At 57.4% G+C, this 24,124-nt stretch carries 24 protein-coding genes, 2 tRNA genes and 3 pseudogenes; 13 read left to right on the top strand and 16 right to left on the bottom strand.

Annotation, left to right across the window (positions count from 1 at the left end):
• Positions 1-67: 67 nt before the first annotated feature.
• The 3 genes from BK670_RS13200 (at position 68) to BK670_RS13190 (ending at position 2,142) form a co-directional block, all read left to right on the top strand.
• Positions 68-862 carry a nitrilase-related carbon-nitrogen hydrolase gene (locus BK670_RS13200; RefSeq protein WP_123450141.1) on the top strand — a complete coding sequence of 265 codons (795 nt, stop codon included), beginning with the start codon at positions 68-70 and terminating at the stop codon, positions 860-862.
• Between the two features lie 437 nt (positions 863-1,299).
• Positions 1,300-1,665, top strand: a complete 366-nt coding sequence (locus BK670_RS13195) for a DUF6124 family protein (RefSeq protein ID WP_123450140.1) — start codon at positions 1,300-1,302, stop codon at positions 1,663-1,665.
• Positions 1,666-1,785: 120 nt separating this feature from the next.
• On the top strand, positions 1,786-2,142 hold the full coding sequence (locus BK670_RS13190; RefSeq protein WP_123450139.1) for a DUF6124 family protein: 357 nt from the start codon (positions 1,786-1,788) through the stop codon (positions 2,140-2,142).
• A 217-nt stretch (positions 2,143-2,359) separates the two neighbouring features.
• On the opposite strand, the gene BK670_RS13185 is transcribed toward BK670_RS13190, so the two are convergent.
• On the bottom strand, positions 2,360-3,388 hold the full coding sequence (locus BK670_RS13185) for an alpha/beta fold hydrolase (RefSeq protein ID WP_123450138.1): 1,029 nt from the start codon (positions 3,386-3,388) through the stop codon (positions 2,360-2,362).
• Positions 3,389-3,706: 318 nt separating this feature from the next.
• Here BK670_RS13185 and BK670_RS13180 point away from each other — a divergent pair.
• Positions 3,707-3,781: transfer RNA gene (locus BK670_RS13180), tRNA-Gln, on the top strand.
• Between the two features lie 114 nt (positions 3,782-3,895).
• On the opposite strand, the gene BK670_RS13175 is transcribed toward BK670_RS13180, so the two are convergent.
• The 3 genes from BK670_RS13175 to gstA form a co-directional block, all read right to left on the bottom strand.
• Positions 3,896-5,884 carry a peptidase U32 family protein gene (locus BK670_RS13175; RefSeq protein ID WP_123450137.1) on the bottom strand — a complete coding sequence of 663 codons (1,989 nt, stop codon included), beginning with the start codon at positions 5,882-5,884 and terminating at the stop codon, positions 3,896-3,898.
• 212 nt (positions 5,885-6,096) lie between these two features.
• The gene (locus tag BK670_RS13170; protein WP_123450136.1) at positions 6,097-6,477 is read right to left on the bottom strand and encodes a RidA family protein; all 381 of its coding nucleotides are present in this window, start codon (positions 6,475-6,477) and stop codon (positions 6,097-6,099) included.
• Between the two features lie 85 nt (positions 6,478-6,562).
• Positions 6,563-7,174, bottom strand: a complete 612-nt coding sequence (gene gstA, locus BK670_RS13165; RefSeq protein WP_123450135.1) for a glutathione transferase GstA — start codon at positions 7,172-7,174, stop codon at positions 6,563-6,565.
• Between the two features lie 108 nt (positions 7,175-7,282).
• Here gstA and BK670_RS13160 point away from each other — a divergent pair, with 108 nt between their 5' ends.
• Both BK670_RS13160 and BK670_RS13155 read left to right on the top strand, forming a co-directional pair.
• A complete protein-coding gene (locus BK670_RS13160) occupies positions 7,283-8,182 on the top strand; it encodes a transcriptional regulator GcvA (protein WP_123450134.1) in 900 nt (299 codons plus the stop codon).
• 123 nt (positions 8,183-8,305) lie between these two features.
• On the top strand, positions 8,306-8,719 hold the full coding sequence (locus BK670_RS13155) for a cupin domain-containing protein (protein WP_123450133.1): 414 nt from the start codon (positions 8,306-8,308) through the stop codon (positions 8,717-8,719).
• A 2-nt stretch (positions 8,720-8,721) separates the two neighbouring features.
• On the opposite strand, the gene BK670_RS29635 is transcribed toward BK670_RS13155, so the two are convergent.
• A complete protein-coding gene (locus tag BK670_RS29635; protein ID WP_185036771.1) occupies positions 8,722-8,892 on the bottom strand; it encodes a hypothetical protein in 171 nt (56 codons plus the stop codon).
• A 68-nt stretch (positions 8,893-8,960) separates the two neighbouring features.
• On the bottom strand, positions 8,961-9,170 hold the full coding sequence (locus tag BK670_RS13150; protein WP_123450132.1) for a hypothetical protein: 210 nt from the start codon (positions 9,168-9,170) through the stop codon (positions 8,961-8,963).
• 232 nt (positions 9,171-9,402) lie between these two features.
• Between BK670_RS13150 and BK670_RS13145 the strand changes: the two genes are divergently transcribed.
• The 3 genes from BK670_RS13145 to BK670_RS13135 are packed head-to-tail and all read left to right on the top strand — an operon-like array spanning position 9,403 to position 16,638.
• On the top strand, positions 9,403-14,604 hold the full coding sequence (locus BK670_RS13145) for an AAA domain-containing protein (RefSeq protein ID WP_123450131.1): 5,202 nt from the start codon (positions 9,403-9,405) through the stop codon (positions 14,602-14,604).
• Between the two features lie 13 nt (positions 14,605-14,617).
• Positions 14,618-15,619 carry a hypothetical protein gene (locus BK670_RS13140; RefSeq protein WP_148047027.1) on the top strand — a complete coding sequence of 334 codons (1,002 nt, stop codon included), beginning with the start codon at positions 14,618-14,620 and terminating at the stop codon, positions 15,617-15,619.
• Positions 15,616-16,638, top strand: a complete 1,023-nt coding sequence (locus tag BK670_RS13135; RefSeq protein WP_148047026.1) for a hypothetical protein — start codon at positions 15,616-15,618, stop codon at positions 16,636-16,638. The genes BK670_RS13140 and BK670_RS13135 overlap by 4 nt, the downstream gene beginning before the upstream one ends.
• A 34-nt stretch (positions 16,639-16,672) precedes the next feature.
• On the opposite strand, the pseudogene BK670_RS29940 reads toward BK670_RS13135, so the two are convergent.
• A pseudogene (locus tag BK670_RS29940) lies at positions 16,673-17,219 on the bottom strand (MFS transporter); the annotation flags it as partial.
• Between the two features lie 19 nt (positions 17,220-17,238).
• Here BK670_RS29940 and BK670_RS13125 point away from each other — a divergent pair.
• A pseudogene (locus BK670_RS13125) lies at positions 17,239-17,445 on the top strand (phosphate-starvation-inducible PsiE family protein); the annotation flags it as partial.
• A 7-nt stretch (positions 17,446-17,452) separates the two neighbouring features.
• Here BK670_RS13125 and BK670_RS13120 read toward each other — a convergent pair.
• Positions 17,453-17,644, bottom strand: coding sequence for a hypothetical protein (locus BK670_RS13120; protein WP_123450126.1), 192 nt, complete (start codon positions 17,642-17,644; stop codon positions 17,453-17,455).
• 33 nt (positions 17,645-17,677) lie between these two features.
• Positions 17,678-17,923, bottom strand: a complete 246-nt coding sequence (locus BK670_RS13115; RefSeq protein WP_123450125.1) for a hypothetical protein — start codon at positions 17,921-17,923, stop codon at positions 17,678-17,680.
• 302 nt (positions 17,924-18,225) lie between these two features.
• On the opposite strand from BK670_RS13115, the pseudogene BK670_RS29935 reads away from it, so the two are divergent.
• Positions 18,226-18,375: pseudogene (locus tag BK670_RS29935) on the top strand (lysis protein); the annotation flags it as partial.
• Here the strand turns inward: BK670_RS29935 and BK670_RS13100 are convergent.
• From BK670_RS13100 to BK670_RS13080, 5 genes are all read right to left on the bottom strand, one after another.
• Positions 18,353-18,838 carry a hypothetical protein gene (locus BK670_RS13100; protein ID WP_123450124.1) on the bottom strand — a complete coding sequence of 162 codons (486 nt, stop codon included), beginning with the start codon at positions 18,836-18,838 and terminating at the stop codon, positions 18,353-18,355. The pseudogene BK670_RS29935 and the gene BK670_RS13100 sit on opposite strands and share 23 nt — an antisense overlap.
• 191 nt (positions 18,839-19,029) lie before the next feature.
• Complete coding sequence (locus BK670_RS13095; RefSeq protein ID WP_123450123.1) at positions 19,030-20,103, bottom strand: acyltransferase family protein; 1,074 nt, start codon at positions 20,101-20,103, stop codon at positions 19,030-19,032.
• A 225-nt stretch (positions 20,104-20,328) separates the two neighbouring features.
• Positions 20,329-20,802 (bottom strand): hypothetical protein, encoded by a 474-nt coding sequence (locus BK670_RS13090; protein ID WP_259697563.1) that lies wholly within the window; start codon positions 20,800-20,802, stop codon positions 20,329-20,331.
• A gap of 83 nt (positions 20,803-20,885) precedes the next feature.
• Complete coding sequence (locus tag BK670_RS13085; RefSeq protein ID WP_123450122.1) at positions 20,886-21,095, bottom strand: hypothetical protein; 210 nt, start codon at positions 21,093-21,095, stop codon at positions 20,886-20,888.
• A gap of 210 nt (positions 21,096-21,305) precedes the next feature.
• Positions 21,306-21,393, bottom strand: a tRNA-Ser gene (locus BK670_RS13080).
• Between the two features lie 122 nt (positions 21,394-21,515).
• Between BK670_RS13080 and BK670_RS13075 the strand changes: the two genes are divergently transcribed.
• Complete coding sequence (locus tag BK670_RS13075) at positions 21,516-22,187, top strand: Bax inhibitor-1/YccA family protein (RefSeq protein WP_008081508.1); 672 nt, start codon at positions 21,516-21,518, stop codon at positions 22,185-22,187.
• A gap of 70 nt (positions 22,188-22,257) precedes the next feature.
• Here BK670_RS13075 and BK670_RS13070 read toward each other — a convergent pair whose 3' ends face one another.
• Positions 22,258-22,584: a YceK/YidQ family lipoprotein gene (locus BK670_RS13070; protein WP_123450121.1), complete on the bottom strand. Its 327-nt coding sequence runs from the start codon at positions 22,582-22,584 to the stop codon at positions 22,258-22,260.
• Between the two features lie 57 nt (positions 22,585-22,641).
• On the bottom strand, positions 22,642-23,079 hold the full coding sequence (locus BK670_RS13065) for an Lrp/AsnC family transcriptional regulator (protein WP_007915449.1): 438 nt from the start codon (positions 23,077-23,079) through the stop codon (positions 22,642-22,644).
• A gap of 149 nt (positions 23,080-23,228) precedes the next feature.
• Here BK670_RS13065 and BK670_RS13060 point away from each other — a divergent pair, with 149 nt between their 5' ends.
• Positions 23,229-24,122 (top strand): DMT family transporter, encoded by an 894-nt coding sequence (locus BK670_RS13060; protein WP_123450120.1) that lies wholly within the window; start codon positions 23,229-23,231, stop codon positions 24,120-24,122.
• Positions 24,123-24,124: the final 2 nt, after the last annotated feature.

Here is a 24,124-nt window from a genome sequence, read left to right as displayed (position 1 = left end):
ACTTGACGCCGCCCAAGGGAAGATAATTCCGGGCCTCGATCCCTCCCCATAATGGTTGGAAGAATTCATGCTGACCGCTTTTTTGCAGTACCCGGTTTCATTTGGCGACCCAGCAGCAAACTTCAATAAAATTCGCGATGCCGTTGACTCGGAACAATTCGATCTCTTGGTACTGCCCGAGCTTTGCACCATTGGTTATTTTCACGAATCGCGTGAGGCATTGTTTCTTCATGCTGAATCGGCGCTCGATGGGCCAACGGCGCAGTTTTTACTGCAGCTGTCGGCAGACAAGAATGCAACGCTGATTGCGGGCATCGCCGAGCGTGACGGCGATCAAATCTACAATACGGCGATTGTCGTATCGCGAGGGCGCTGGCTGGGAAAACAGCGCAAGTGCCACCTGTCTCGTATAGAAAAGCTCATCTTCACCCCAGGCGATTCATTTGCGTGTTTCGATGACGGAATCTGCCGTTTCGGCGTTCTTACCTGTTTCGACCTGTGGATGCCAGAAGCCGCTCGCCTGTTGGTGCGCCAGGGTGCGCAGTTGCTGTGTTGTCCAGCCAACTATGGTGGGCCTTGGACAACCCGGCTTGCGCGCATTCGCGCAATGGAAAACGCCACTCCGCTTATCTGTGCCAATCGTACTGGTGTGGAAATGTATGCGGGCGCAGAGGCGATATTCCGAGGTGAAAGCCAAATTGTCGGGCCTATGGGAGACGTCTGGGCTTGCGCCACAGAAGAAACGTCGCTGGGTTTGTCGATAATCGACCCGGCTGCACACGTCCTCAAGGCGAATCCTATGTGCGATGACTTGATGGCAGAGGCAAGCCGCTATGCTTTATCAGGCCCGCACTTAAAATGAACCGATGGAAATAACGCTATTTGCCCCAACGCTTTGCCAAAGCATCCCGGGACCAGGGCATGCAGGCTGCTTAAACACCATTTCGCGCACACGTTTAACTTACACGCACTGTTACGCCATAACGGCTACAACACCTTGCGCCGTTGCCTACGCGTACGCCAGAATCCGCCGGCTTACGCGCCTTGAGGCGGGCTGTATCGTTTCCCTGTCACTGCAAAACAGTGATCGGGTTTGGTAGCCCGTTTTCTAAGCGTTATGCGCCGCTATATGCAGTCTCTTTTCGAGGCTCGGTTTTATATGGTGGCCATGCGTGGGGCTCTTTCGGGAGCGCCGGGGTTTACTCGCTTAGACCGGTCTACCAACCTGCGCAATGGTCACCACCTCGTTTGGTAGCGTGAGTGATGGCTCCTTATTTTTTTGCTAAGCGAGTGTCATCTATGTTCAAAATTACGCCAAACCCGCCAGAAACCGATCCAATCCCCTACGACGCCGCGCTCGAACCTCACAACATCAAAGAGGCCACCGATCGCGCGATCAACTTCTACCTCAATCCTTCCGCGCTGAAGACCTCAATACCCACCCGCAAGACCGGAAAGATCTACCTCATCGACCCCACGGTGGACAACGAAACGCTGCTCGTCGAAGCCACTGAAACCTTGTCCTCGGCCAGTGACATGGCCCGTGATCTGGCCGATTCGATTGATCCTTCACAGCGCAAAAAGATGCTGATCCTGCAACAGGTGATCATGCTCAGCGAGCTGGTGGTCGGTCGAGTCCTGGATAACCAGCGCTTGCCGAACTAGTCGCGGTGCAGATAGGTGAGGGGGCGTGCCCCCCTCATTTGCACAGAAGCGTCCGCGAACGCGGCGCTTCACGCCTTCTATCAGAGAACCGCAAACGGTTCTTGTCTGGAGTTTCAGCTGATGTCCCAGCCACCCGAATTACCGGTCACAGACCTGGTATCGCCGTACGCATCGCCCAATTCAAGAAAGCTCCATGAAGCGGCAGAACGTGCGCTTGACCATTACCTGTTGCCTGCTGCGGTCATGGCCACACCCTACACACCCAGCACGATGTTCATGGTTAACCCGCAATCCGACGCCGAGTCCTTGCTGAGCAATGCCAGCGGTTCCCTGGCGTCGGCCACGGTCATGCTCGGCAATTTTGCTGGTGTGCTGGAGGGATCAAACCGTCATACCCTGTTGGGCATTGCACAAGTGGTCATGTTGGGGGAGTTGGCGGTGAACAAGGCGTTGGATCTGGTTGTGCCAACCGAGTGATCGCGCACGTTAGTCGGGGGGTGATGGTGTTTGGTCGGGCGTGATCGCGAGCAGGCTCACTCCTACAGGAGGAACGCATTTCAAATGTAGGCGTGAGCCTGCTCGCGATGACGCCAGTTCAGGCAAAGAACCTGCAAAACGCGACCATCCCTCAAGCCTCATTCCCACCCTCAAATAATCAAGCAGTCAGCCATTGCGGCTGACTGCTTTTTTGTTTCTACAGGTGGTCGGCGTCGATCACAGCCTTGGCGAACGCCTGCGGATCTTCCTGCGGCAGGTTGTGGCCGATACCGCCATTGATCAAACGGAACTGATACTTGCCGGTAAAGCGCTTGGCGTAATCCTCCGGCGCCGGGTGCGGTGCACCGTTGGCATCACCTTCAAGGGTAATGGTCGGCACGCTGATCGACGGCGCGGTGGCAAGTTTCTGTTCCAGCGCCGCATATTTCGCTTCGCCCTGCACCAGGCCCAGACGCCAGCGGTAATTGAACACGGTGATGTCGACGTGATCGGGGTTCTCCAGGGCCTTGGCACTTCGGTCAAACGTGGCGTCGTCGAATTTCCATTGCGGCGAAGCGGTCTGCCAGATCAGCTTGGCGAAGTCGTGGGTGTTTTTCTCGTAACCCGCGCGGCCACGGTCAGTCGCGAAGTAGAACTGATACCACCACTGCAATTCAGCTTTCGGCGGCAGCGGGTTTTGCCCGGCGGCCTGATTGCCGATCAGATAACCACTGACTGAAACCAGCGCTTTGACGCGCTCCGGCCACAACGCCGAAACGATGTCCGCCGAACGTGCGCCCCAGTCATAACCACCGAGCACCGCCTGCTTGATCTTCAACGCGTCCATGAAATCGATGACGTCACTGGCCAGCGCTGCCGGTTGGCCGTTGCGCAGGGTGTCTTTAGAAAGAAACTGCGTATCGCCGTAACCGCGTGCATACGGCATCAACACCCGATATCCCTTGGCTGCGAGCAGCGGCGCAACGTCGTCGTAGCTGTGAATGTCGTAGGGCCAACCGTGTAGCAGGATCACCACCGGGCCGTCAGCGGGGCCGGTTTCGGCGTAGGCGACGTCGAGCACGCCAGCCTGCACATGCTTGAGCGGGCCGAAGGGCGAGGGCGCGGAGTAGCGGGCGGCGACCGGTTCATTGGTTTGTGCTTGAGTGGTGCCAAATGCGCCAAACAATGACAGCGCCAGGATCGACAAGCCGAATGCGGTGTTGCGAGCGTGCAGTGCCTTTTTCATGGTGACGTCTCCTTTGCGAACCTTTGGCCGGGGTTCTGAATGAATCCCTGAAACCTTGCGTGCATTTGAGCGCGGAGACGTATCTGGCCTGTGTCGAAGAACGGCTTTGTTGAATGTCGATGTGTCGCGGCGGGGTTCGTACACAGTGAGATACACGGCGACGTAATCGACTCCCTGTGGCCCTGATTCAGAGCAAAATAATAAGTCGCTGTTTTAAAACAAAAAATATTTCACTTCGCGCTTCACAAACCAAAAAAACCTTGGTAAATTGCGCCCCGTTCTCACAGCGAACCTAACGGGGTCGCTGGACAGAGCAGTAGGGGCGTCGCCAAGCGGTAAGGCAGCAGGTTTTGATCCTGCCATGCGTTGGTTCGAATCCAGCCGCCCCTGCCATATTCGAAAAAACGCCAACTTCGCAAGAAGTTGGCGTTTTTTTATGCCTGCGATTTGGTGGATTCGCAGAAGGGCGGGTGAGTACGGCGCCGAAGCGCCGCACTCGCCAACCACTCAGTGCGGTGCGCGCGGGATGGTTTTCATCAGGTCTTCAGGGCTGATGTGGCCGACCACGCTGCCCGGTTGCGGCAGGTTGAGGATGTGGCCTTTCATCTTGCCGATGATGTGCATTTCGCACGGCTTGCAATCGAACTTCAGCGTCAGCACTTCATCGCCGTGGATCAACTGCATCGGTGCCACCTTGGTGCGCACGCCGGTCACGCCTTTCGCCTGTTTCGGGCACAGGTTGAAGGAGAAGCGCAGGCAGTGCTTGGTGATCATCACCGGCACTTCGCCTGGCTCTTCGTGCGCTTCATACGCCGCGTCGATCAGCTTCACGCCGTGACGGTGGTAGAAGTCGCGCGCCTTCTGGTTGTAGACGTTGGCGAGGAACGTCAGGTGCGAATCCGGGTACACCGGCGGCGGGCTGGTTTCGGCCTTGCGGCTGCCACGCGGGTGCGCGGCGACACGGGCGGCGGTCAGGGCTTCGATCACTTCACGGCGCAGGGATTTGAGCTGCGAGTTAGGAATGAAGAACGCCTGTGGCGCATCCAGCTTGATGTCGGTCGCGTGGTACTGCGTGGTGCCGAGCTGGCCGAGCAGATCGCGCAATTGCTCCAGCGCTTGCTCAGGCTTGTTGGCCACGCCGAACGGACCGGCGAGGGTGACGCTGGCGCTGATGCCTTCTTCACTGGTGGCGGTCACTTCCAGCTGCTCTTCACGCAGGCGTGCGAGCCAGCTCAGGGCCACGCGACGCTCCGAAGAGGTCTTTTGCAGCGCCTGTTGCCAGTTGTGATCGAGGTTGCGATTCAACGGATGGTTCGGGCGCAGTTTGAACAGGCCTTCCGGCATCTCGTTCGGCTCGACGCGGTAGCGGTAGCGCTTCTCGCCGTCTTCTTCGAACTCGCCTTTGGCTTCGGCGATGTTGGCGCGGAAACCGACCACTTCGCGTTTGACCAACACGTTGAGGCCGTCACCGTTGGACAGCGGCTCGTGGGTCACGACCTGCATGTCACGCTTACCGACTTTCTCGACCGTGCCCACCGGCAAACCGGTGAAGGTCGGCGAGTCGAAGGCGCCGATGTCGATCTTGCGATCGGTGACGAAGTAGTCGGTGCTGCCACGGTGGAAGGTCTTTTCCGGATCGGGCAGGAAGAAGTGCGCGGTGCGGCCGCTGGAAGCGCGGGCGAGGTCCGGGCGATCTTCGAGCACGTCGTCGAGGCGCTGGCGGTAATAGGCGGTGATGTTCTTCACATAGCCCATGTCTTTGTAGCGACCTTCGATCTTGAACGAACGCACACCGGCTTCAACCAGGGCGCGGATGTTGGCGCTCTGGTTGTTGTCTTTCATCGACAACAGGTGTTTTTCGTAGGCGATCACGCCACCCTTTTCATCTTTGAGGGTGTACGGCAAGCGGCAGGCTTGCGAGCAGTCGCCACGGTTGGCGCTGCGCCCGGTCTGCGCATGGGAAATATTGCACTGGCCGGAGAAGGCCACGCACAACGCGCCATGGATGAAGAATTCGATGGCAGCGTCGGTTTCGTCGGCGATCGCGCGGATTTCCTGCAGGTTCAGCTCGCGGGCCAGTACCAATTGCGAGAAACCGGCCTGATCGAGGAACTTGGCCCGCTCAAGCGTGCGGATGTCGGTCTGGGTCGAGGCGTGCAGCTCGATCGGCGGAATGTCCAGCTCCATCACGCCCAGATCCTGAACGATCAGCGCGTCGACCCCGGCGTCGTACAGCTGATGGATCAGCTTGCGCGCCGGCTCCAGTTCGTTGTCGTGCAGGATGGTGTTGATGGTGGTGAAGATTCGCGCGTGATACTTGCGGGCGAATTCCACCAGTTCGGCGATTTCGCCGACTTCGTTGCACGCGTTGTGGCGCGCACCGAAGCTCGGGCCGCCGATGTACACGGCGTCGGCGCCGTGCAGGATCGCCTCACGGGCGATGGCGACATCGCGGGCAGGGCTGAGCAATTCCAGATGATGCTTGGGCAAGGACATAGTTTTTTTAGTCAGGCTGTCACGGTTAGGCGCGCATTGTAGCCGCGAAACGCGCGCCCGGCACGCTTGTGCTGCCCGATGGCAGCTGGGACTGCACAACCCCTTGTGGGAGCGAGCCTGCTCGCGAAGGGGCCATCGCATTCAGCATCAATCGGGACTGAACGGACGCTTTCGCGAGCAGGCTCGCTCCCACAGGGTTTGGTGGTGCGAAGTCAGGCCTTGGCTGCCATCGCAGTGACTTCCACGCGCATGCCTTCAACCGCCAACGAGGCGACGCCGACTGCGGCACGCACTGGCCACGGTTTGGCGAAATAGCGCTTGTAAACCTCATTGAATGCCGCGCGATCGGCCATGTCGGTCAGGTAAATGGTCAGGTGCATCACCCGATCCATCGAGCTGCCGGCACGTTCCAGCGCAGCCTTCAGCGCTTGCAGGGTGCATTCGCTTTGCGCGGTGATATCGCCCAGTTCCAGGCTGCCGTCGGCACGGGTCGGGATTTGCGTGGACATCATGATCCCGTTGAATGTGGTGACGTCCGAAGAAATCGAGTCGGCGTCCGGATCTGGAGTGAAGGTGATGTCTTGGTTAGCCATGCTGATCCTTTGATTGAGCGAGTGAGATGGCCGCAGTTTACAGATACAGCGTCGACATGGCCCGCTCCATGGCTACAGAGGTCGGTCAGACAGGTTGCGTCGCCGCCTCCGCCGCGATGGCTGCAAGGACGCTGGGGCGGGTGTCGATGCGCTGCATATAGCGGGCAAGTGCCGGCCAGTCGTGTATGTCGATGGCAAAGGTCGGCAGCCACTTCAGTACGGTAAACAGATAAGCGTCGGCGACGCCGAATTTGCCCATCAGGTAGTCCTGAGCCGACAGTTGCTGGCTCAGGTAGTCGAGGCGCTTGAACAGTGTGTGCCGGAAAATCGTTTTGACTGATTCCGGAATCTGCACATTGAACAGCGGTGCACTGCCACCATGAATTTCCGAACTGATGAAGTTCAGATGTTCCTGAAGGCGTGTGCGCTCCCATGAACCCTGTGCTGGCGCCAATGTATTGCCCGGCACCTGATCGAGCAGAAACTGCAGGATCGCCGGCCCTTCCGTCAGCACTTCGCCGTTATCCAGAACCAGCGCAGCCACGTATCCTTTTGGGTTGATGTCACGAAAGTCATGGCCGTCGGCAGTGCGTTTGCTCTGGTTATTGACGCGAACCAGTTCGAACGGCAAACCCAGTTCCCGCAGCACAATGTGTGGGGAAAGCGAACAGGTCATGGGGGCGAAATACAGTTTCATGGCACTTCCTTACTGAGAGAGGGCGCCAGATTCTATTTCCGAAGCGGCTTTGGCAAAGGTCATTGGCGGTGCTAGCGTATGACAAAATCTCATGAGCGATAGACAACCATGCCCGTCCGACTTCCTTCGCTTAATGGGTTGCGTGCTTTTGAAGCGGTCGCCCGGCACATGAGCTTCACCAAGGCTGCCGAAGAGCTTAATGTCACCCAGACCGCTGTCAGTCACCAGATCCGCCGACTCGAAGCCGAGCTGGGCGGGCCGCTGTTTTTGCGGCTCAACGAGGGGTTGGCACTGAGCGAGGACGGGCACGCCTACTTGCCGGGTGTACGTGCGGCATTTCAAGAACTGCGGTATTCGACTGAGCAGTTGCTCGCGTCTCGCGATAAAAGCGTGCTGACGATCAGTACGCTGGTGTCCTTTGCATCAAAGTGGCTGTTGCCGCGTTTGCCGTCCTTTCAACAGGCGTTTCCCGGGATCGATGTGCGAATCAGTGCGGCCACCGAGTTGGTCGACTTTCGCAAGGGCACGATTGATGCGGCGATCCGTTATGGGCGCGGCGACTGGAAGGGGTTGCGTGGCGATTTTTTGATGTCCGATGAAGTTTTCCCGGTATGCAGTCCGGCACTGGCGAAGACGTTGCGCACGCCCGCAGACCTGGCCAATCAGACATTGCTGCAAGTCAGTGGCGTGACGGCCGGTGACTGGAGCGCCTGGCTGCGGTCAGCGGGGCAACCGCCGCAACTTGCCGAAGGCCCGCGCCTGACCTTCGACCTGGCGATGATGGCGGTACAGGCCGCCGTTGACGGGCAGGGCGTGTGCATTGGCCGGTCCACCTATGTCGAGGACGATCTGCGCGCCGGCCGTCTGGTGGTGCCGTTCGATCTGCGCTTGAAAGATGAACTGGGCTTCTATCTGGTAGCGCCCCATGAGACAGCGCAATCGAAGAAGATCGTGGCGTTCAGGACATGGCTGTTGGCACTGCCACCCGGTAGAGACACCTTTGTATAAGCGTGTATCAAGTTGCCGCGCAGACACACGCGAACAATAAACTCGAGGTTTACGACACATCAGCCATACACGCGACTCCCAAAGTAGCGGTCACACCACCACTGCGTTTGAGAGGGCAACACCATGCATCGTCCACTGTTACTGGCCAGCGCTGCGCTACTCGCTTCAATGATCGGTATTGCCCACGCGGCTGACGCGCCAGCCAAGAGCTGGCAACAAGGCTTGAGCCGAACGGATCTGGTTCGCCAGGATCTGGGGGCTGCCGAGCGCGAGGTGATTCAGGCACGCGTCGATTTTGAACCGGGCGTGACCTCGCCCCGGCATGCACACCCGGGTGTCGAGGTCGCTTACGTGATCAGCGGCACGTTCGAATATCAACTGGAGGGCAGGGCGCCGGTGACGTTGAAAGCGGGGGATTCGCTGTTCATTCCGCAAGGAGTGGCGCATGTGGCCAAGAACGTTGGTGCGGACAAGGGTTCGGAGTTGGCGACTTACATCGTCAAAAAGGGCGAGCCGTTGCTGATTCTCAAACCGTAGAGCTAACGCGCCGAGCCGTTATAAATCATATGCAGTATCAGCAATTCCGCAAAAGCGACCACCATGCAAAATCGGACAAACTCCGCCGTGAAGACTCGGCGGGGTTTTTCGTAGGTGAAGTCGAAACCGAATAGCAGCAACAAAATGCCGAAGAAAGTTTTTATCGCGCGCATCTGTCTTCATCCTTGTCCCTGCCAATTGGGCACAGCTGATTCATAACGTTGGTTCTAGGCACGGCTTCTTAGTGAAGCGTCATAACCCGACGACTTTCGCCAATCCTGATTCTGTCCAGCGCCCGGTTCAACGCATCGAGCGCATCGAGCAGGGCTTTGGCCTCGGCCTCTCGACCTTCGCCCCAGAGGCGCTCGGCCATTTTGTTCAAGGCCTGGATCGAGCGCTCGATGTCTGCGGCGGTTACGGTGTTCTGATTGGCCAGCTGTTTTTTCGGCATTCGGACTTCCTCGGATAACGTAGCGCTGATCAGGCGCAATGATTCTTCAAGCATGCAGCATTACAACACGATGCCAAGTAACTGACGGAGCGTGTCACGCTTCAAGCGGCGCGGTGGGAGTGGATTGAACCGCTCAGGCAGCGCGCATTGCACCCGCTAAGGCGATGAGCCATCATCGCTAGCCTCGACGGGCCATGGCTGGCTGGCAATTCAGATTTTCAGGGAGCAACAAATGTTCAAGCGACTCATGGAGTTGAGCAAGTGGTTGCGGACGGATTCCGCAAAAGCACCTGCGGCAAGAATCCACACGCGGGAACCTGCCAAGGCACAGCCTCACAAGCAATCTGTCGCGCCATTGCCGACTGATGTGTTGGCTTACTGGCACAAGGCGCTCACTGCCGATGATTTGATCGGCTTGCAGACGACCGATGTCCGTATTCCGTTGAAGAATTTCGCACAATTGGCGAGGTCAGGTTTCAACCTGGGTTACGGGAAAAGGCCAGCGCTGGCGCTAGCCGTCATCACCGAGCGTGCAGCCGAGGCTCGACGCAAGCGCGAGGAAGAGGCCATCAAGGCGCTGGAGGATGATCCCGAAGGCACCCACGAGCCTGAGGAAGAGGTCGACGATCTACGGATTCCCATGGCGCTGGTTTTTCATGAATCAACGTCATCGGCGGATGATGTTCAGGTCACTTGGCCGGACCCGGAGAAGAAGCCTGCTCCGGGGGAGAAAAAACCACCCCTCAAACCCGCCCGCCTGAACATCGCTTTCTGGTTCCCGTTTGAACTCAACGAAAACAACGAGATCTGTCTGCCCAAGGATGTCAATGACTGCCGCCCGAGGGTGGTCCGCCAGTGGCTGGAGCCGCAGCCGCTGATTGCCTTGATCGACTTGCCGCCCGCCATTGGTCATTTCGATTGTTATCGCGATGAACTCAGGACGTTTCTCACCGCCATGAGCCAAAGCCGTACCCTGAGCACCTACGTTGACGCTTGCCTGGCGATGTTCGAAAGTGTTCAGACTGACGGGATCGAAACGGGGCTGGCATCGATTTCCGGGCAATGGATTGCCGTTCCGCGACAGCCCGGATACGCAACCCGTGCGCTGGAAAATGTCTACAAGGCGATTCCCAAAGCCAGCTCTATTGGTGCGCTCGGCCAACTCATCCAAGCCGATTGCCAGCGCATACCCGTTCAGACAGGTGGCCTGACGCCGGCGACCCTCAGAGCCCGGCATGCGGCAATGGTCGACAAGGCCGCTAGCCTCGACGCACCGGACGATAATCGCTGTGCTGACCCTTTGAACGAGTCGCAACGTCGTGCACTGCAGGCCCTTGTACGGTTGGGGAGCGGATGCGGAGTGGTTGCCGTAAGTGGGCCGCCGGGAACCGGAAAAACCGCTATGCTGCGCGCGATGATTGCCAACCAATGGGTGCTGGCAGCTTACGAAAACGATGAGCACTGCCCGGTGACCTTTGTCTGTGGGGCCACCAACCAGAGTGTCGAAAATGTGATGGGCACTTTCAATGGCGCCGTCGGCAGGAAGCATGCGCTGGCGCGGCGGTGGCTGCAACCCACTGGCCGGCCGCTGCTGGGGTTTACCGCCAGTGCACCGTCCAAGGCCAAAGGCAAAAAGCACCGGGCCAAATTCACAACGCTGGAAATCCGACAAAAGCACATGCACACAATGGGCGTCGGCTCTTCCAGCCTGAAGCAATCGTATGAGGACCCCGTGGCGGCAGCGCTTGCATTGGCGCGGCACTTTGAAGATGCCTTCCAGGATCTCCCGCAGCTGTTCGGCTCGTTATTCAGCGTTGAACAAAAACATCAGGTCAGTGATGCCACCCGCCATATCCGCCTGGTGCAAAAATCGGCATCGGCATCGGCAGCGGCAACGTCAGACGCACCTGCACTCTGCCAACACCTGAAGACCCTCACGGAGGTATTGCACAGCGGTCTGGTGTCGGCGATCGAACGTCAGGGCGACATTGAGTCGCTGATCGACGCAAGGGATTTGGCGGATCGCTTCCCCGGTCAGGCGTGGTCTTCTACGTGGGCGCAGGAGAGCCTGGCTGACTTGCAAGCGGCCACCGATTCCGAGAAACGTCAGGCGTCGCAGCAGAAGTTGCTGGATGTGGTGTGGCGGCCGGTCATTTTCCAGTTGGCGGCCCGCTATTGGGAAACCCGCTGGCTGGCGTCGGTCATCGCAGAGCCGGCGCCCCGCGACCGCAGAAGCGCACTGCGGCGCGCGGCCATGCTGTTTCCGTGCATCGTTGCCACGCTGCACAGCGCGCCGCGTTTGTTGAGTGAGCGTCAGCAACCGCTGTTTGCCTTTCTTGATTTGCTGATTATCGACGAAGCCGGGCAGGCGGCACCGGAGCTGGGCGTGCCGGTATTGAGCCTGGCGAAAAAAGCGGTGGTTGTCGGCGACATGAAACAGCTTTCCCCTGTGTCCTCGGTAACGCCCGAAGTGGATGCCCGTCTGGTGCAGGATCGTTGGGCTGATCCCGCCAGCCTGGGGCAACTGCGCGCGCGCGGAGCTGACTCTGCCAGTGGTTCCATCATGAAGCTGGCTGCGACCGGGGCATCTTTTGCCGAAATCATGCCTGACGGCCGGCTGCGGGACGGCTTGCTGTTGCGCGAGCATTACCGTTGTGCCGAATCGATCATCAATGTCTGTATCGATCTGCTTTATCACGATCATGACCGCGATGGCGCGGGCCAATTGCTCAATCGGGAGCTGGAACCGAAAGTGCCCGACCCGCAGCCGGGGCTATTTTCGGACGCGGATCAACCTCTGCTCGAAGGGCAGCACGAGTCGCTGCTGCGCAAGCGAATGAAGGCTTCGTTCCCGCTGCCGCCTCTGGGCTTTTACCAGACCGGAGGGCCGAACGACGAGCCCAGCAAGGGCGACTCCTGGTCCAACCCCGGAGAAGCGAGGGCGATCGTCAACTGGCTCAAGGAGTTCGGCCCACGCTTGGCAGGGTGGGCTGCTCGGGTCGAGGGGCATCCCGATGAGCCCATCGCGCTGGAGAAACTGGTTGCGATCGTCACGCCTTTTCGCGGCCAGGTCGAAGCCATCAGGAATCGCGTACGCGAGGAGCTTGATCCCCTTGATGCCGGGCTGAGCGAGCGCTTGACCATTGGCACTGTGCATACGCTGCAAGGGGCTGAAAAACCCGTGGTGCTGTTCAGTGCCGTCAACCGGGAAAGCCGGGCCAGCCGCCGAACCGAGAACAACCATCGCGAACGGGTGTTCATCGACCGCGACGATGGTCGCTTGCTCAATGTCGCGATCAGCCGGGCGCAGAAAAGCTTCATTCTGTTCGGTCACTCTGATTTGTTCTTTTCTCAGCAGGCAATGGACCCGCAAAACGATTTGCCTTCCGCTGTGGTAGGACGATGCCTGGCCGGTGTCCGCGAGCCCGAGCATGAACGAATTACCGGGGCACCACGTGTGCCGGCTCGCAAGCTCGGGCCTTCGACGCTGATGGTGGTCGAGTCAGTGCACAAGGCAAAAATCATTCAGGCATTGGTACCCGATGGCACGCAGGTCTTCGGTTGCGGGGGGCATATTCGGGATCTGCCGGGGCCGGGGACTATCCGTTGGCGAGACGGACTCAAGCCCCGTTGGCAACTGAGTGAGCGCGAAGGCAATGACCTCGCGACCGCGTTGCGCAACACCGGCAGTCGCCTGCTGCAATGCACTGAACTGGTATTGGGCACCGATGATGATGCTCAGGGCGAAGCTATTGCCTGGCACATCATTCAAGTGCTCAAAGAGGCGCCATGGTTCATGCACGTGCGCCAGGTGCGGCGCGTGCGCTTTCATGCATTGACCGCAAGAGAGCTGCAGCGCGCCTTCGCCGAGGGGCGGTGTATCCAGGTCGAGGGTGTTACCGCCGGGGAGCGCGCGGCGAGCATCTGTCGCGCACTGAATATGGGCCTGGCTTACGGCGCCATCGCCCTACGGGTACTGGATAATCTGATCGGCTCGGTTTATCTACGCCACGGTATTCCCGGTGGTGGGCGGGTCAAGGGGCCATTGCTCAGGGCGCTGGCGGGCCACGGTGATTCGGAGGGCGTTCCCGCAAAACGCTTGGGTATTGGTATAACGCTGAGCGTGAACGGCATTGTCGTTCCGGCCCGCTTGATGGTGCTTCGCGCGGCGGAGGGGTGGCGATCGTGGGGCAGTGACAGCGAGAAAAATGCCGATGACTTGATCCGCCTCCTGGCCGAGGCTGTTGTAGCACCGTTACCGTGTTTGATCGAACAGGAAACCTGTTTGCTGCCGCCGGCTGAAAGCCTCGGCACCAATCTGGTATTGCAGGAAGCTTTCAGGCGATTTGGCTGGTTACCGTCCCGCACGATGGGGGCGCTGCAAAAACTGTATGAGATGCGCACAGGCACGGACGAGCCCGAACCACGGGCGGGTGAAAACGCATGGGCTGCCCTTGATGGTCAAGGGCGGCTGTTACTGACCGGTTCGGGGCGGGTTCAGGCTGAGAAACTGCTAAACAATGGCTGGTTGAAAGCGATCAGCGCCAATGAGTTACTGATGGCATTCGATGAGGCGCTGACGCGCCTGTCCGGCAAGGCCGACGCTCGAGAGGAAGATTATCTGGAGTTCCTTTACACCTGGGCTGCGAAGTTCGACGACCAGTGCCCGATATCCGACGGTTCACTGCCCGTCAGCGGTCCCGAAGCGCAGACCGTCGATGCACAAGGTGCGATCGTTGCCTTGTTCTCCAGCCAGCCTGCCGTTGAACTGAATACGTGGGGTGAAGCGCCTGTTGCGTCGGAGACTGCAATAGATGAGGGTACGCCACAGACAGAGCATAGAGATTGCTCTGCGGCGTCCAGGGAGGATGATTCGCCCCCGGCGGACGGGTGTCGCAGCGGCGCACATGGAGCGTTGGTGCCGCTGGACATCGCGGTGACAGCCGACAGTCCGGCAATAGCGGCGTTCACCCCGATGCAGCGCCAACTCTACGACATGATGTCGAAGCTGATGCTGGCCTCGTCCTTGCGAGACGGCGAAATGCACGTCGTGCGCCGGATCTATCCGTTGTCGTGGCCAGAAAAAACGCCGATTCGTCCGGTTGAAATCGGCGTGGAAGTGCTCACCGGACAGCCAGGAGACTACGCAGGCTGGTTTGGTCTTGACCCCGAAGGCTTGCAGCGACACACGCGGGCCTGGGCGCCGATGCTGGTGGAAGCGATGCTCAGCAGTGGACAACATCCTTCACTGCGCATCGCGGTGCAGGACTCTGCCAAACGCACCCATTCCCTGCTGGAGCCGACTGTCGACCTGTTGCTGGCCTGGATGCAGGCGCGCGGCCATGGGCGGCCATCGACGTTCGGTAAACATATTGATGATCTGATACGTGGCAGCGCCTCGGCTGAACCGGCGGGAGGCCGCGCAGATGAGTAGCGGGTTTTATGCCATGAGTCTGATGCGCCACGCTTACGAGACGGCATCGCGCCATCCCGTTGATCCGGCTGCGCTGGCGGCTTTCGCCGCCGCCCATCAGGCGCAACAGAACACTTTCGTCGAATCGTTCGAGGTCGGCGGTATTTCGTATCCGCGCACTGACGGCCACAAGCTGAGTGAGCGCGAGGCTCGCGAAGTGATTTCGCGAATACTGTCCAATCCTGCGTACTCGGTGCTGGATTTACGCCCCAGCATCATCGAGGCAGCCTATCCGCTCGAAGATGAAGTGTTGCGCACCGAGATCAAGGCAACCGTGAGGCTGGCCAACGAAATCAATCAGCTCGACTGGCGCACCGCTTCACTGGACGACACCAGCAAACAGGCCATTCGCGAACTGTTGCGCATGCCCACGCTGGCGGGCGGCTACAAAATCATCTCGCAAGCCAAGGCAGCGGCTAACGCGCATGTACTGAATATTTATCGAGGCTACGATGCCGATCATCTGATCCCCGATAAAGTGTTGCGAGGATCGTTGCTAAGAGGGCAATCCTTCAGCATCAATCAGAGTTTTGCCACTTTCATGCAAGACTCACAAAATCGTGGGTCGCAGCATAAATATGTGACCGACGCGCAGAAAAAAGCACGAAAGGCGTTACGCGGCGATCCGAAACAACCTGCCCGTAACCCTACGACCGGCGAATATCTGGCGCACGCGTTGGAGTGGATGACCCATGTCTACACCACCGCTGACCTTGGAGTCGATGTGGCGGTAATGAACAATGCTCTGGGGAACAAACGCGACTTCAAGGACTTCAACGTCAAAGGTTTTGCTCTTGCACAGGCAGGGTACATGACCTGGCGCGAGCGCAAGGAAGTCGGTCGGGCAGTGGCCATGGCGTTAATGATCGAAGCGCGCGAGTTCTATACAGCGGCTGGCTGGACGATGGACAGGGAGTTGCCACTGTTTTACGACATCCCCACGACAGTCAACCAACAACCGGTACCGGCGACATGAATGTGGATATGAATGAATCCTGCGCGGCGCCATTGGGCAGGCGCTATCAATTGTCCGACCTGACAATGGCCGGCGGGCGTCCCTGGTTTGCCGTGCATGCGTGCGACGAAAACGGGCATACCTCGTCATGGATCATCAGTGGCGACTGGGTGGGCGATCGGTTTCAGTTCCAGCCGCAGGTGTGGGTGCCTGATGCCATTCAAGCCATCGTCGGTGACAACGATGGGCAGGTGTGGGTAATCACCAGTGAAGACCAACTGGTGACCAATACCGAGCTTGGGCAGGTGGCCGGATGGCAACGCGTTGCCCCGCATCCGCAGCTATCGGCAGTGCACAATTGGTATTCACGGAAAATCGGATATCAGACGCCGGAGGGCGAAAAAATCGAACTTGCCGAGTGCTTGGCCTGGGTCAGCGGCAGCCTGCTGATTGGTACATTCGAGCGTCGCCTGTACCGTTGGACATCAGGCGAATTCGCGCAACTTGAATATGATGACCACGTTCCCGGGACGATGGGCGGGGTCAACGATATTGTTGTGACGGGGCATGCCGTATTCGTGCTGGGCTACGCCGGGCTGATCCTGCGCCGGATCGGGTCCAGTCCCTGGCAACGGATTTTCGGACCCTGGCCGGAGGAGGCTGGCGAGTTCGTCAACCTGATTGCAGGTGTCGAAGGTCCGCAAGGTGAGCTGTGGGCAGTGGCTGCGGGCGGCTCGGTGATTTCTGTTGCCGGGGAGGGCGCCAGGACCATTGCGCAGATCCCCGGCGCCCCCTTGGGCATCACTCGATTCCAGCGCCACTGGTTTGTGTCGACCCTTGAGGGTTGCTACGAGTTGACCGGCGATGGCGACTCGGTTCTAGTCAAACGCAACATTCTGATGGGCAAGTCGATTGACGCCGATTCCTGTCTGATTGCGTTTGATGCCGAACCGCAGTTTGCCGATAGCGCCGAGATTCACGTCTGGTTACGCACCCGCAGCCATGACAGATGGTTGCGCCAAGTGGTTTGTCGTCCCTGAAAACTGCCGTCAGAGTCTGTCGACACACCCGCTGTCAATTTCCAGACGCCTGCCCGGCTTCCTCGTTCGCGGCAGTGAGGAGACCGGGCGCCTTGGCGAACCACCATACCGCTGCAGCACCCAACAGCATAGTCAGCACGGCCAGAATCAGGATCACTCCTTGCGTACCAAGGCTTGTGGCCAGCAGCGCCACCAGCAAACCCGCCAAGGGGGCGAGAGGTTATCGCGCAAAGTGATAACGCCCACGGTCTTTCCAAAATCCTTGGCCGGAATCACCCGCTGGCGGATGCTGCGCATGTAGATGTTGAATATCTTGTCGTAGCCGACGATCAGCAGGAAACCCAAGACATAGCCGGTCAGGTTAGGACTCAATGCACTGATGAGGGCGCCAGCCGCAATCATCGAATAAGCCAGCCCGCCCAGGATCCGTTGCGGAATTTCAATCCGGGCGCGGAAGAACAGAATCACGAGGGTGGTCACCGCGCCAGCCGCCTGCAACCCCGCATACGAATCCTTGCCAGCATGAATTCGCCGATCACCATCGCCGCTGACGTCGCCAGGGTGATCGTCATGGCGATGCTCCAGCTCTGTCGACACCTGTTCCCTCTGTTGATATCGGGGGCAATCGATCCGCTCGACCATGAAGTGTTCCAGGCTATTTTTGGCTCGATCTTTACCGTCCTGATTGCGCTGGAATTCCAGCATTCGATCGTTCGTCCAGCGCTACGACGTAACAGCATAGTCCAGGTGAAAGCGGTTCTGTTGATCGCTCTGTTGGCGCTCAGTCGCAAATTCGTGATTCTGGATTCGATGACTACATCCAAGGGGGAGGATGGCCAACATCGACCCAGACGCCGTACTTCGTGATCAGTTGCTCGGCGTCGGGCAGGGCGAATAGTTGCAACTGCCCGGTGCCGGGCTGCTGATCACCCTCGATCGCGTTAATTGCCGAATCCAGCGCCAGGCCGGTCAGTTCCTCGGTGCGGACGCTGACCATGCGGTTCATGGCTTGGGCTCGGGATGCCAGCGCGCTTTGTATTCAGCGATGAACTCGGGCGGGTACGAGCTGACGCATGGGGCGTCCTATGCCGGGGCACGCCCGGCCATGCAGGTGGTGAATCATCAGCGTAATCGCCCCGCCCTGTTCTTCGATGCCGCTCCAGGCCATCAGCTCAGCAAGCGCTGGGCGTGTACCGGACAGGCAGTGCAGCCTGATTTCCTCTTCGCCGCGCTCCTTCCTCTTCGCCGCGGCTTTCGTTGAGCGATCTGCATTGCTCTTGGCCATGGCCTACCTCTTCAATTCCGCTGGCCGGCAAGTTCAGCCAAGTCTGTCGTTTGCGTTGTGGGGGGCTGGAACGTTTCACGCTGCGACCTTCACCTGATGCCAAGCGCCGGCGGCGTAGAACAGCTTCGCGGCTTGTGCTTCGTTCATCGATATTTCTCCGGGGATGGCGATTCAGCCTGACGCCACCAGATGGTTCGGGTTCGCGCTGTTGCGCAGCTCCAGGTAGTAATGCTCGATCGCATCGGTCAGGCGCTCGACCTTGTAGATACCTCCGGCGAGATCTCCAGCGACTTGATGTACTCGGCGCCGTGGATCATGCAGCCGTACGCGCCCGACTTGACCCAGTGCATGCTCAACGAATTATCGCCATCACCGACACCGGCGACCGGGGACTGATTGCCTTGCAGGCTTGCCAAGATTACATTCGGGCTAGTAGTGGCGCATCGGAATGAGAGAGCTTCGGGGAATTGAGGCTTTCTGAATCAAGCAGGAGGCATGCCTCATCTGCAAGCCTTTCGGTTTCTCGAAGGCATGCCACTTCTTCTGACATCCGCATAAGCTTGCGGTATACATTGCTCTGATGAAGCCGTAGACAAAGAGCTTCCGTTTATTGATAGCCCCTTTGGATGTCTCATTGAAAACCTCCAACATTTCGTGCCTGATCGCGTGTATCGCTTCAGCATTGTCAAAAGCGGGTTTTGAGGTCTGAAGCACGATAACGCCCAAGTCTCGAACCTTTTCGTCATATGTGCTTTTAGCTTTCTGGTGAGCGACCCTCGCATTTAAATATCGCCCAGGGTCGTTCCTTATGGTTTCGGAATCCGGGAGTTCTTCGAAGGCTTCATCCTTCTCTGCTCGAGCGTTCGCTGCTGCCTCCATTGCGGCAATCAGTGTTTTACTAACGGTAATACGCATTAAAAACCTTCCTATTTGGCTTAAGCGACGTGCCGATCCATCATTGTTTAAAATCCGAACGCCGGCATCGAACCGTACGATCGTTCCGTTTCCAGAACGATAGAATAGTCATGGTCTTTGAGACTTTCCATAACCACTTGGAACGCCGACACCGGTGGCCGTGGAGTGATCTCGCTGCAGGCGTGTCAGGACTAGGTGCGAGAAATGTCGTGCTCATGGCGCAACGGGGGGCGATTGACTTTGAAAAAATGATATCTAAATCGATCAATCGGTCGCTCAACAAATAGCACTATAAGTGCCGATGCGAACAGGACACAGAACAGTAACCAAAAGGTAGGCGCATGCTGTATGTCAAGCGCCCAAACAATGAGAAGTGCTATGGGCATGTGCAAAATATAAATTGGATATGACAGATCGCCTAAAAATTTATCAAAATTGTTTTTCTTTGTTAGCTCGAACAGCGTTGGAATAGCAAGTGATAGACCTATGTAAAGCCAGCTATAATTGTTTGGCAGTGCAAGAGCGGACAATAAATAAAAAGGTGTGAAAGTTTTTATTGTGTCGAGTGCTGGTTTGATTTTAGCAGTCTCGCTTAATCGATATCCCAGGATGCCAAGGCCGAAGTATATAAATATATTTGGGTAGTACAAATCAGTCCTGAATAGAGTCGTAATGTCTGGATTAATATACTTAACGTAGATGCAAGATACTATGCTCAGCGTCAAAATCATAAGCGATGTCCTAAGGCTTCTCACTATGAATGGTGCCGCTATATAAAACATAATCTCTACGGAGAGTGACCAGGAAGGGAAGTTTAGTATGTACGAAGATCCGTTGTGATCAGGGTCTATACCGTACTCTGAAAAAACTGTTCGGCCATCTACAGCGCTCAAATGAACCAGCAGATCATTTCCTATCATGGTTATATTTGAGAATATCGCTAAGTACTTTAGTGTGGCTGGGAGTTCAAGTATCCATTGCGCAACTGCTTGTAGTTTTCCTGTTGGAATAAGCAGTAGAAGTGATATTAAGTAGGTTGGCCATAATCTGAGCGCTCGACCAATGTAAAAAGTGATGTTTTGGTTTGGATCTTTGTAGCGATTGTTCAGGCCTAGTGATATATAAAATCCAGACATTAAGAAAAATGTATTGATTGCTATATGTGAATTAATAAACAGGCTATTTATAAACGTTAATGACTCAGTCTTCACCTGGTAATGGAAAATTAATACAGATACTGCTAGATACAACCGAATCAAGCCCATACTTTTTCTTTTTCAAGGACATATTTTCTATACTTTATATTTCCAGTGCGTACATGTCGAGCGTTAGTGTGGCTGGCGGCCAGGACGGTCAAGAGGGGGCTGCCGCGGTCGAGTTGATCGGGCCATTCGGCATGCTCAGCGTAAACCGGCGGCGCAGGCTTCGTCACAAAACCTTTTCCTGCACAGGTCGGGCAGTCCTTCCGCGCACCAACGCGGTCGAGGCATTCAGGACATGTACTGATATCGGCGACCATTCATTTCCAGCACCAGACCTGAAATACGCCCAATCTTTCGGGAAAGTCCCAGGGTCAGCCGCACCCCTTCCACGTGGGAGTAGACCTTGCCGTCGTAGGCGAACGACGCACCACGCGGCTCATCATTCGCGAAGTTGAAGATTGATCTGCTGATAGTGCCCAGCAGGCTTCCGTTTTCGATCTGCACGACGTCATACGTTGACGCGCCGCAGTAAAGGCCGGTTGAGTTCTGTAGCTCCTCGACGGCATGCCAATAAGCAGCGTCTGCCATATCGTTCATGTCGAACCGCTCAAGCTGGTCGATCAGACCTTCCTCAAGGAGCGCCGCGGTCATCTCATGAATCGTTTCCCTGTGGCCCTCCGGGTTTTGCATGCGGTAGTCCTGGTCATCGAGAGTCGCGCGCCATCGCTGGAGCCGGAGGGTTTTTGCCTGGTCGAAATTCATGCTGCGGCGTTCGCTGTACAAGAGCTGTATTTCTGTACAGTAATCTGGGCGAGACAGGCAGGCGAGGGTTACGCGACGAACTGTCAGTCGGGCGTCATTAAAACTGCCAAGGTCATCTTGATGAACTCTTCGTTCTTGTCGATTGCCCAGAGGGCGCCACGGACATTTTCGGCCACATCGGCCGATCCGCGCTGCTCGACCCAATTGGATAGCCCCATGATGGCGGCTTCGAGCGCGAGCTGGTTTTCGTTGATCTTGAAAAGCAGGGAAGGGAGGAGGTCGGAGTTGGGCATTTTGGTTTCCTTGGCAGTCAAGGAACCAGCGCAGCACCGTGTTACATGAAGAGTGTTTTAACGATTGGCAGGACGCCGGAGAGGGGAAAACCCGGTCGAGTTATGGAACGCGTCCAAAAAAGTTATGGAACGCATTCGGCTAAGCGGAAATTTTTCAGGACGCCAGAAACGACAAAGCCCCGAATAATCAGGGCTTTGTCGTATCAAATATGGCGGAGGCGATGGGATTCGAACTCATGGACCTGTTACAGTCGACGGTTTTCAAGACCGTTGCCTTAAACCACTCGGCCACACCTCCGTTGCGTTGCGGGCGCCATAATACCTGAATGAAACACACTGTCAAACTCTCTGCATGGCTTGTTACAGAGCGTCTGTTATGATCTTTGCGACTGAACGTTTCAAACCAACAGGAGTGTCGCCATGCGCGAACAGGATTACGCAGTTAATAACAGCGTGCAGGCTGAGCAGCTAGAGGTTAGCCGCGTCCTGCGCAACACTTACGGCCTACTGGCTCTGACCCTCGCATTCAGCGGCGTCATGGCTTTTGTCGCTCAGCAGATGCGGGTTGGCTACCCGAACATTTTCGTGGTGCTGATCGGCTTCTACGGGCTGTTTTTCCTCACCAACAAGCTGCGTGATTCCGCGTGGGGCCTGGTGTCCGCTTTTGCGCTGACCGGTTTCATGGGTTTCCTGCTCGGCCCGATCCTCAACCGTTACCTGGGTATGCAGGGCGGTGCTGAAGTGGTCAGCTCCGCGTTCGCGATGACCGCACTGGTGTTCGGTGGTCTGTCGGCCTATGTGCTGATCACCCGCAAGGACATGAGCTTCCTCGGTGGTTTCATCACCGCTGGTTTCTTCGTGTTGCTGGGTGCAACGCTGGCGAGCTTCTTCTTCCAGATCAGCGGCCTGCAACTGGCGATCAGCGCAGGTTTCGTGCTGTTCTCGTCGGTGTGCATTCTGTTCCAGACCAGCGCGATCATCCACGGCGGTGAGCGTAACTACATCATGGCGACCATCAGCCTGTATGTGTCGATCTACAACCTGTTCATCAGCTTGTTGCAGATCTTTGGCATCATGAGCCGCGACGACTGATTGCAGCTGCAGACAACAAAAAACCCGCTTAGGCGGGTTTTTTGTTGTCTGCGAAAAGGGCAACGAATGATCAATTGACGATGATGCTGCCATCGGCGTGTTGTTTATAAATCGTATATGGCAGGAACAGCGTGTCGAGCACTCCGGACGCAGCAGCGTCAACCAGCAACCCGGGTGTCGCATTGTCGTAATTGAATGCATCGACATCATCGGGTCGCTCTGCATGCAGCAGGCAGAAATCATAGGTCACGCCACTGTAGATTCGTGGAACGGCCCCGCAGTAGGATTTCTTCTCTTTCAGATAGGCCGCAGCGTCCTGATCGCTGTTTACGACCGTCTGCACCGTCCCGCAGCCGGCGAGCATCAGCGCCGCCAGCATCATTACCTGAGTTTTCATACCGCCAATCCTTCGCCGGAAAAAACCCAATCTACGCCGAACATGCAGAAAAATCACTCACGCCATCGGCGGTAACCGGCGTTTGACCGGGGTTTTCTTGACGATCGCCGTGTTGGTTTCAGCCAGCGTATTGAGGCGGTCGAGCAGGGTGTCCAACTGTTCCATCGAGCGCACGTGCAGGCGGGCAATAAAGCAGTCCTCACCAGTCACCTTGTCGCATTCGGTAAATTCAGGAATCGACAGGATCTGGCGCTCTACTTCCTGCAACTGCCCCGGCAGCGGCCGTACCCGGACGATGGCCTGTAATTGATAGCCAAAGCATTTCGGGTCGATTTCCACGGTGTAGCCCTTGAGCACGCCGCGTTCCTCCAGCCTGCGCAAACGCTCGGCCACGCTCGGCGACGACAATCCGCTGATCTGAGCCAGCGCCTTGAGCGAGCGCCGCGAATCCTCCATGAGTGCGCTGATAAGAATCTGATCGATATCGTCGGTCATGAGGCAACTCCGGGATTAGGCGATTTCAGTAAATCACCCGCGATAAAAAAGGCGGATCAGCAGTTTAGCCTGCCTTTTGCTCTGGAGTCATGCCGTGATCGCTTGGCATACTTTTGCCACGCTTTCACCCAATGCTGAGGAGATTGATGATGGACAACCCGATCCGTCGCGGCTCATTTGAAATGACCGCTGCCATGTTGATATCCGGGACGATTGGCTGGTTCGTGCTGGTTTCCGGGCAAGCGGTGCTGGACGTGGTGTTTTGGCGCTGCGTGTTCGGTGCCGGTACGTTGCTGCTGATTTGCGCTGCATTCGGCTTCCTGCGGCCGGGCATTCTGAGCCGCACGACATTCTGGCTGGCGGTGCTCAGCGGGGTGGCGATTGTCGGCAACTGGGTGCTGCTGTTTGCCTCGTACTCGCGCGCTTCAATCGCCATTGGCACGGCGGTATACAACGTGCAGCCGTTCATGCTGGTCGGCTTGGCAGCGCTGTTTCTCGGCGAAAAAATCACTGTGCAAAAGCTGTTCTGGCTAGCGATTTCCTTCATGGGGATGCTGGCGATTGTCAGTGCTCATGGCCAACAAGGCGAGAGTGCTCGTGACTATTTGTCGGGGATTGCCCTGGCGTTGGGTGCGGCATTTCTCTATGCGATTGCGGCGCTGATCATCAAGCGCCTGACTGGCACGCCACCACACTTGATCGCGTTGATTCAGGTCTGCACCGGCGTGCTGTTGCTCGCGCCGTTCGCGCATTTTTCCGCATTGCCGCAAGCACCGAGTGCGTGGGCCAGTCTGGTGACGCTGGGCATCGTTCATACCGGTTTGATGTATGTGCTGCTGTACGGTGCAATTCAAAAGCTGCCGACGGCGCTGACCGGCGCACTGTCTTTCATTTACCCGATTGCCGCTATTTTCGTCGACTGGTTCGCTTTCGGTCATCGCCTGCAAACTCTGCAATGGCTGGGTGTGGCGGCGATTCTCCTTGCGGCCGCCGGCATGCAGCAGGGTTGGGGCTTCAAGGCTCGTCGACTGGCTGCGCAATAAGC

This window comes from Pseudomonas fluorescens (genome assembly GCF_003732425.1).
Taxonomy (GTDB): Bacteria; Pseudomonadota; Gammaproteobacteria; order Pseudomonadales; family Pseudomonadaceae; genus Aquipseudomonas; species Aquipseudomonas fluorescens_BE.
Note: the sequence above shows the minus strand (reverse complement) of the source record. Positions and strands in the feature narration are given on the sequence as shown.

Excerpts from the sequence above, each read along its gene's own strand:
- BK670_RS13150 (WP_123450132.1), bottom strand. The coding sequence starts at position 9,170 with ATGCCGAAAAAACAGCTGGCCAATCAGAACACCGTAACCGCCGCAGAC.
- BK670_RS13095 (WP_123450123.1), bottom strand. The coding sequence starts at position 20,103 with ATGGGCTTGATTCGGTTGTATCTAGCAGTATCTGTATTAATTTTCCAT.
- BK670_RS13090 (WP_259697563.1), bottom strand. The coding sequence starts at position 20,802 with ATGAATTTCGACCAGGCAAAAACCCTCCGGCTCCAGCGATGGCGCGCG.
- BK670_RS13170 (WP_123450136.1), bottom strand. The coding sequence starts at position 6,477 with ATGGCTAACCAAGACATCACCTTCACTCCAGATCCGGACGCCGACTCG.
- BK670_RS13075 (WP_008081508.1), top strand. The coding sequence starts at position 21,516 with ATGCGCGAACAGGATTACGCAGTTAATAACAGCGTGCAGGCTGAGCAG.
- BK670_RS13195 (WP_123450140.1), top strand. The coding sequence starts at position 1,300 with ATGTTCAAAATTACGCCAAACCCGCCAGAAACCGATCCAATCCCCTAC.
- BK670_RS13155 (WP_123450133.1), top strand. The coding sequence starts at position 8,306 with ATGCATCGTCCACTGTTACTGGCCAGCGCTGCGCTACTCGCTTCAATG.
- BK670_RS13135 (WP_148047026.1), top strand. The coding sequence starts at position 15,616 with ATGAATGTGGATATGAATGAATCCTGCGCGGCGCCATTGGGCAGGCGC.
- BK670_RS13085 (WP_123450122.1), bottom strand. The coding sequence starts at position 21,095 with ATGCCCAACTCCGACCTCCTCCCTTCCCTGCTTTTCAAGATCAACGAA.
- BK670_RS13140 (WP_148047027.1), top strand. The coding sequence starts at position 14,618 with ATGAGTCTGATGCGCCACGCTTACGAGACGGCATCGCGCCATCCCGTT.
- BK670_RS13115 (WP_123450125.1), bottom strand. The coding sequence starts at position 17,923 with ATGGCCAAGAGCAATGCAGATCGCTCAACGAAAGCCGCGGCGAAGAGG.
- BK670_RS13175 (WP_123450137.1), bottom strand. The coding sequence starts at position 5,884 with ATGTCCTTGCCCAAGCATCATCTGGAATTGCTCAGCCCTGCCCGCGAT.
- BK670_RS13145 (WP_123450131.1), top strand. The coding sequence starts at position 9,403 with ATGTTCAAGCGACTCATGGAGTTGAGCAAGTGGTTGCGGACGGATTCC.
- BK670_RS13100 (WP_123450124.1), bottom strand. The coding sequence starts at position 18,838 with ATGCGTATTACCGTTAGTAAAACACTGATTGCCGCAATGGAGGCAGCA.
- BK670_RS13120 (WP_123450126.1), bottom strand. The coding sequence starts at position 17,644 with ATGAACCGCATGGTCAGCGTCCGCACCGAGGAACTGACCGGCCTGGCG.
- BK670_RS13185 (WP_123450138.1), bottom strand. The coding sequence starts at position 3,388 with ATGAAAAAGGCACTGCACGCTCGCAACACCGCATTCGGCTTGTCGATC.
- BK670_RS13190 (WP_123450139.1), top strand. The coding sequence starts at position 1,786 with ATGTCCCAGCCACCCGAATTACCGGTCACAGACCTGGTATCGCCGTAC.
- BK670_RS29635 (WP_185036771.1), bottom strand. The coding sequence starts at position 8,892 with ATGCGCGCGATAAAAACTTTCTTCGGCATTTTGTTGCTGCTATTCGGT.
- BK670_RS13070 (WP_123450121.1), bottom strand. The coding sequence starts at position 22,584 with ATGAAAACTCAGGTAATGATGCTGGCGGCGCTGATGCTCGCCGGCTGC.
- BK670_RS13065 (WP_007915449.1), bottom strand. The coding sequence starts at position 23,079 with ATGACCGACGATATCGATCAGATTCTTATCAGCGCACTCATGGAGGAT.
- gstA (WP_123450135.1), bottom strand. The coding sequence starts at position 7,174 with ATGAAACTGTATTTCGCCCCCATGACCTGTTCGCTTTCCCCACACATT.
- BK670_RS13200 (WP_123450141.1), top strand. The coding sequence starts at position 68 with ATGCTGACCGCTTTTTTGCAGTACCCGGTTTCATTTGGCGACCCAGCA.
- BK670_RS13160 (WP_123450134.1), top strand. The coding sequence starts at position 7,283 with ATGCCCGTCCGACTTCCTTCGCTTAATGGGTTGCGTGCTTTTGAAGCG.
- BK670_RS13060 (WP_123450120.1), top strand. The coding sequence starts at position 23,229 with ATGGACAACCCGATCCGTCGCGGCTCATTTGAAATGACCGCTGCCATG.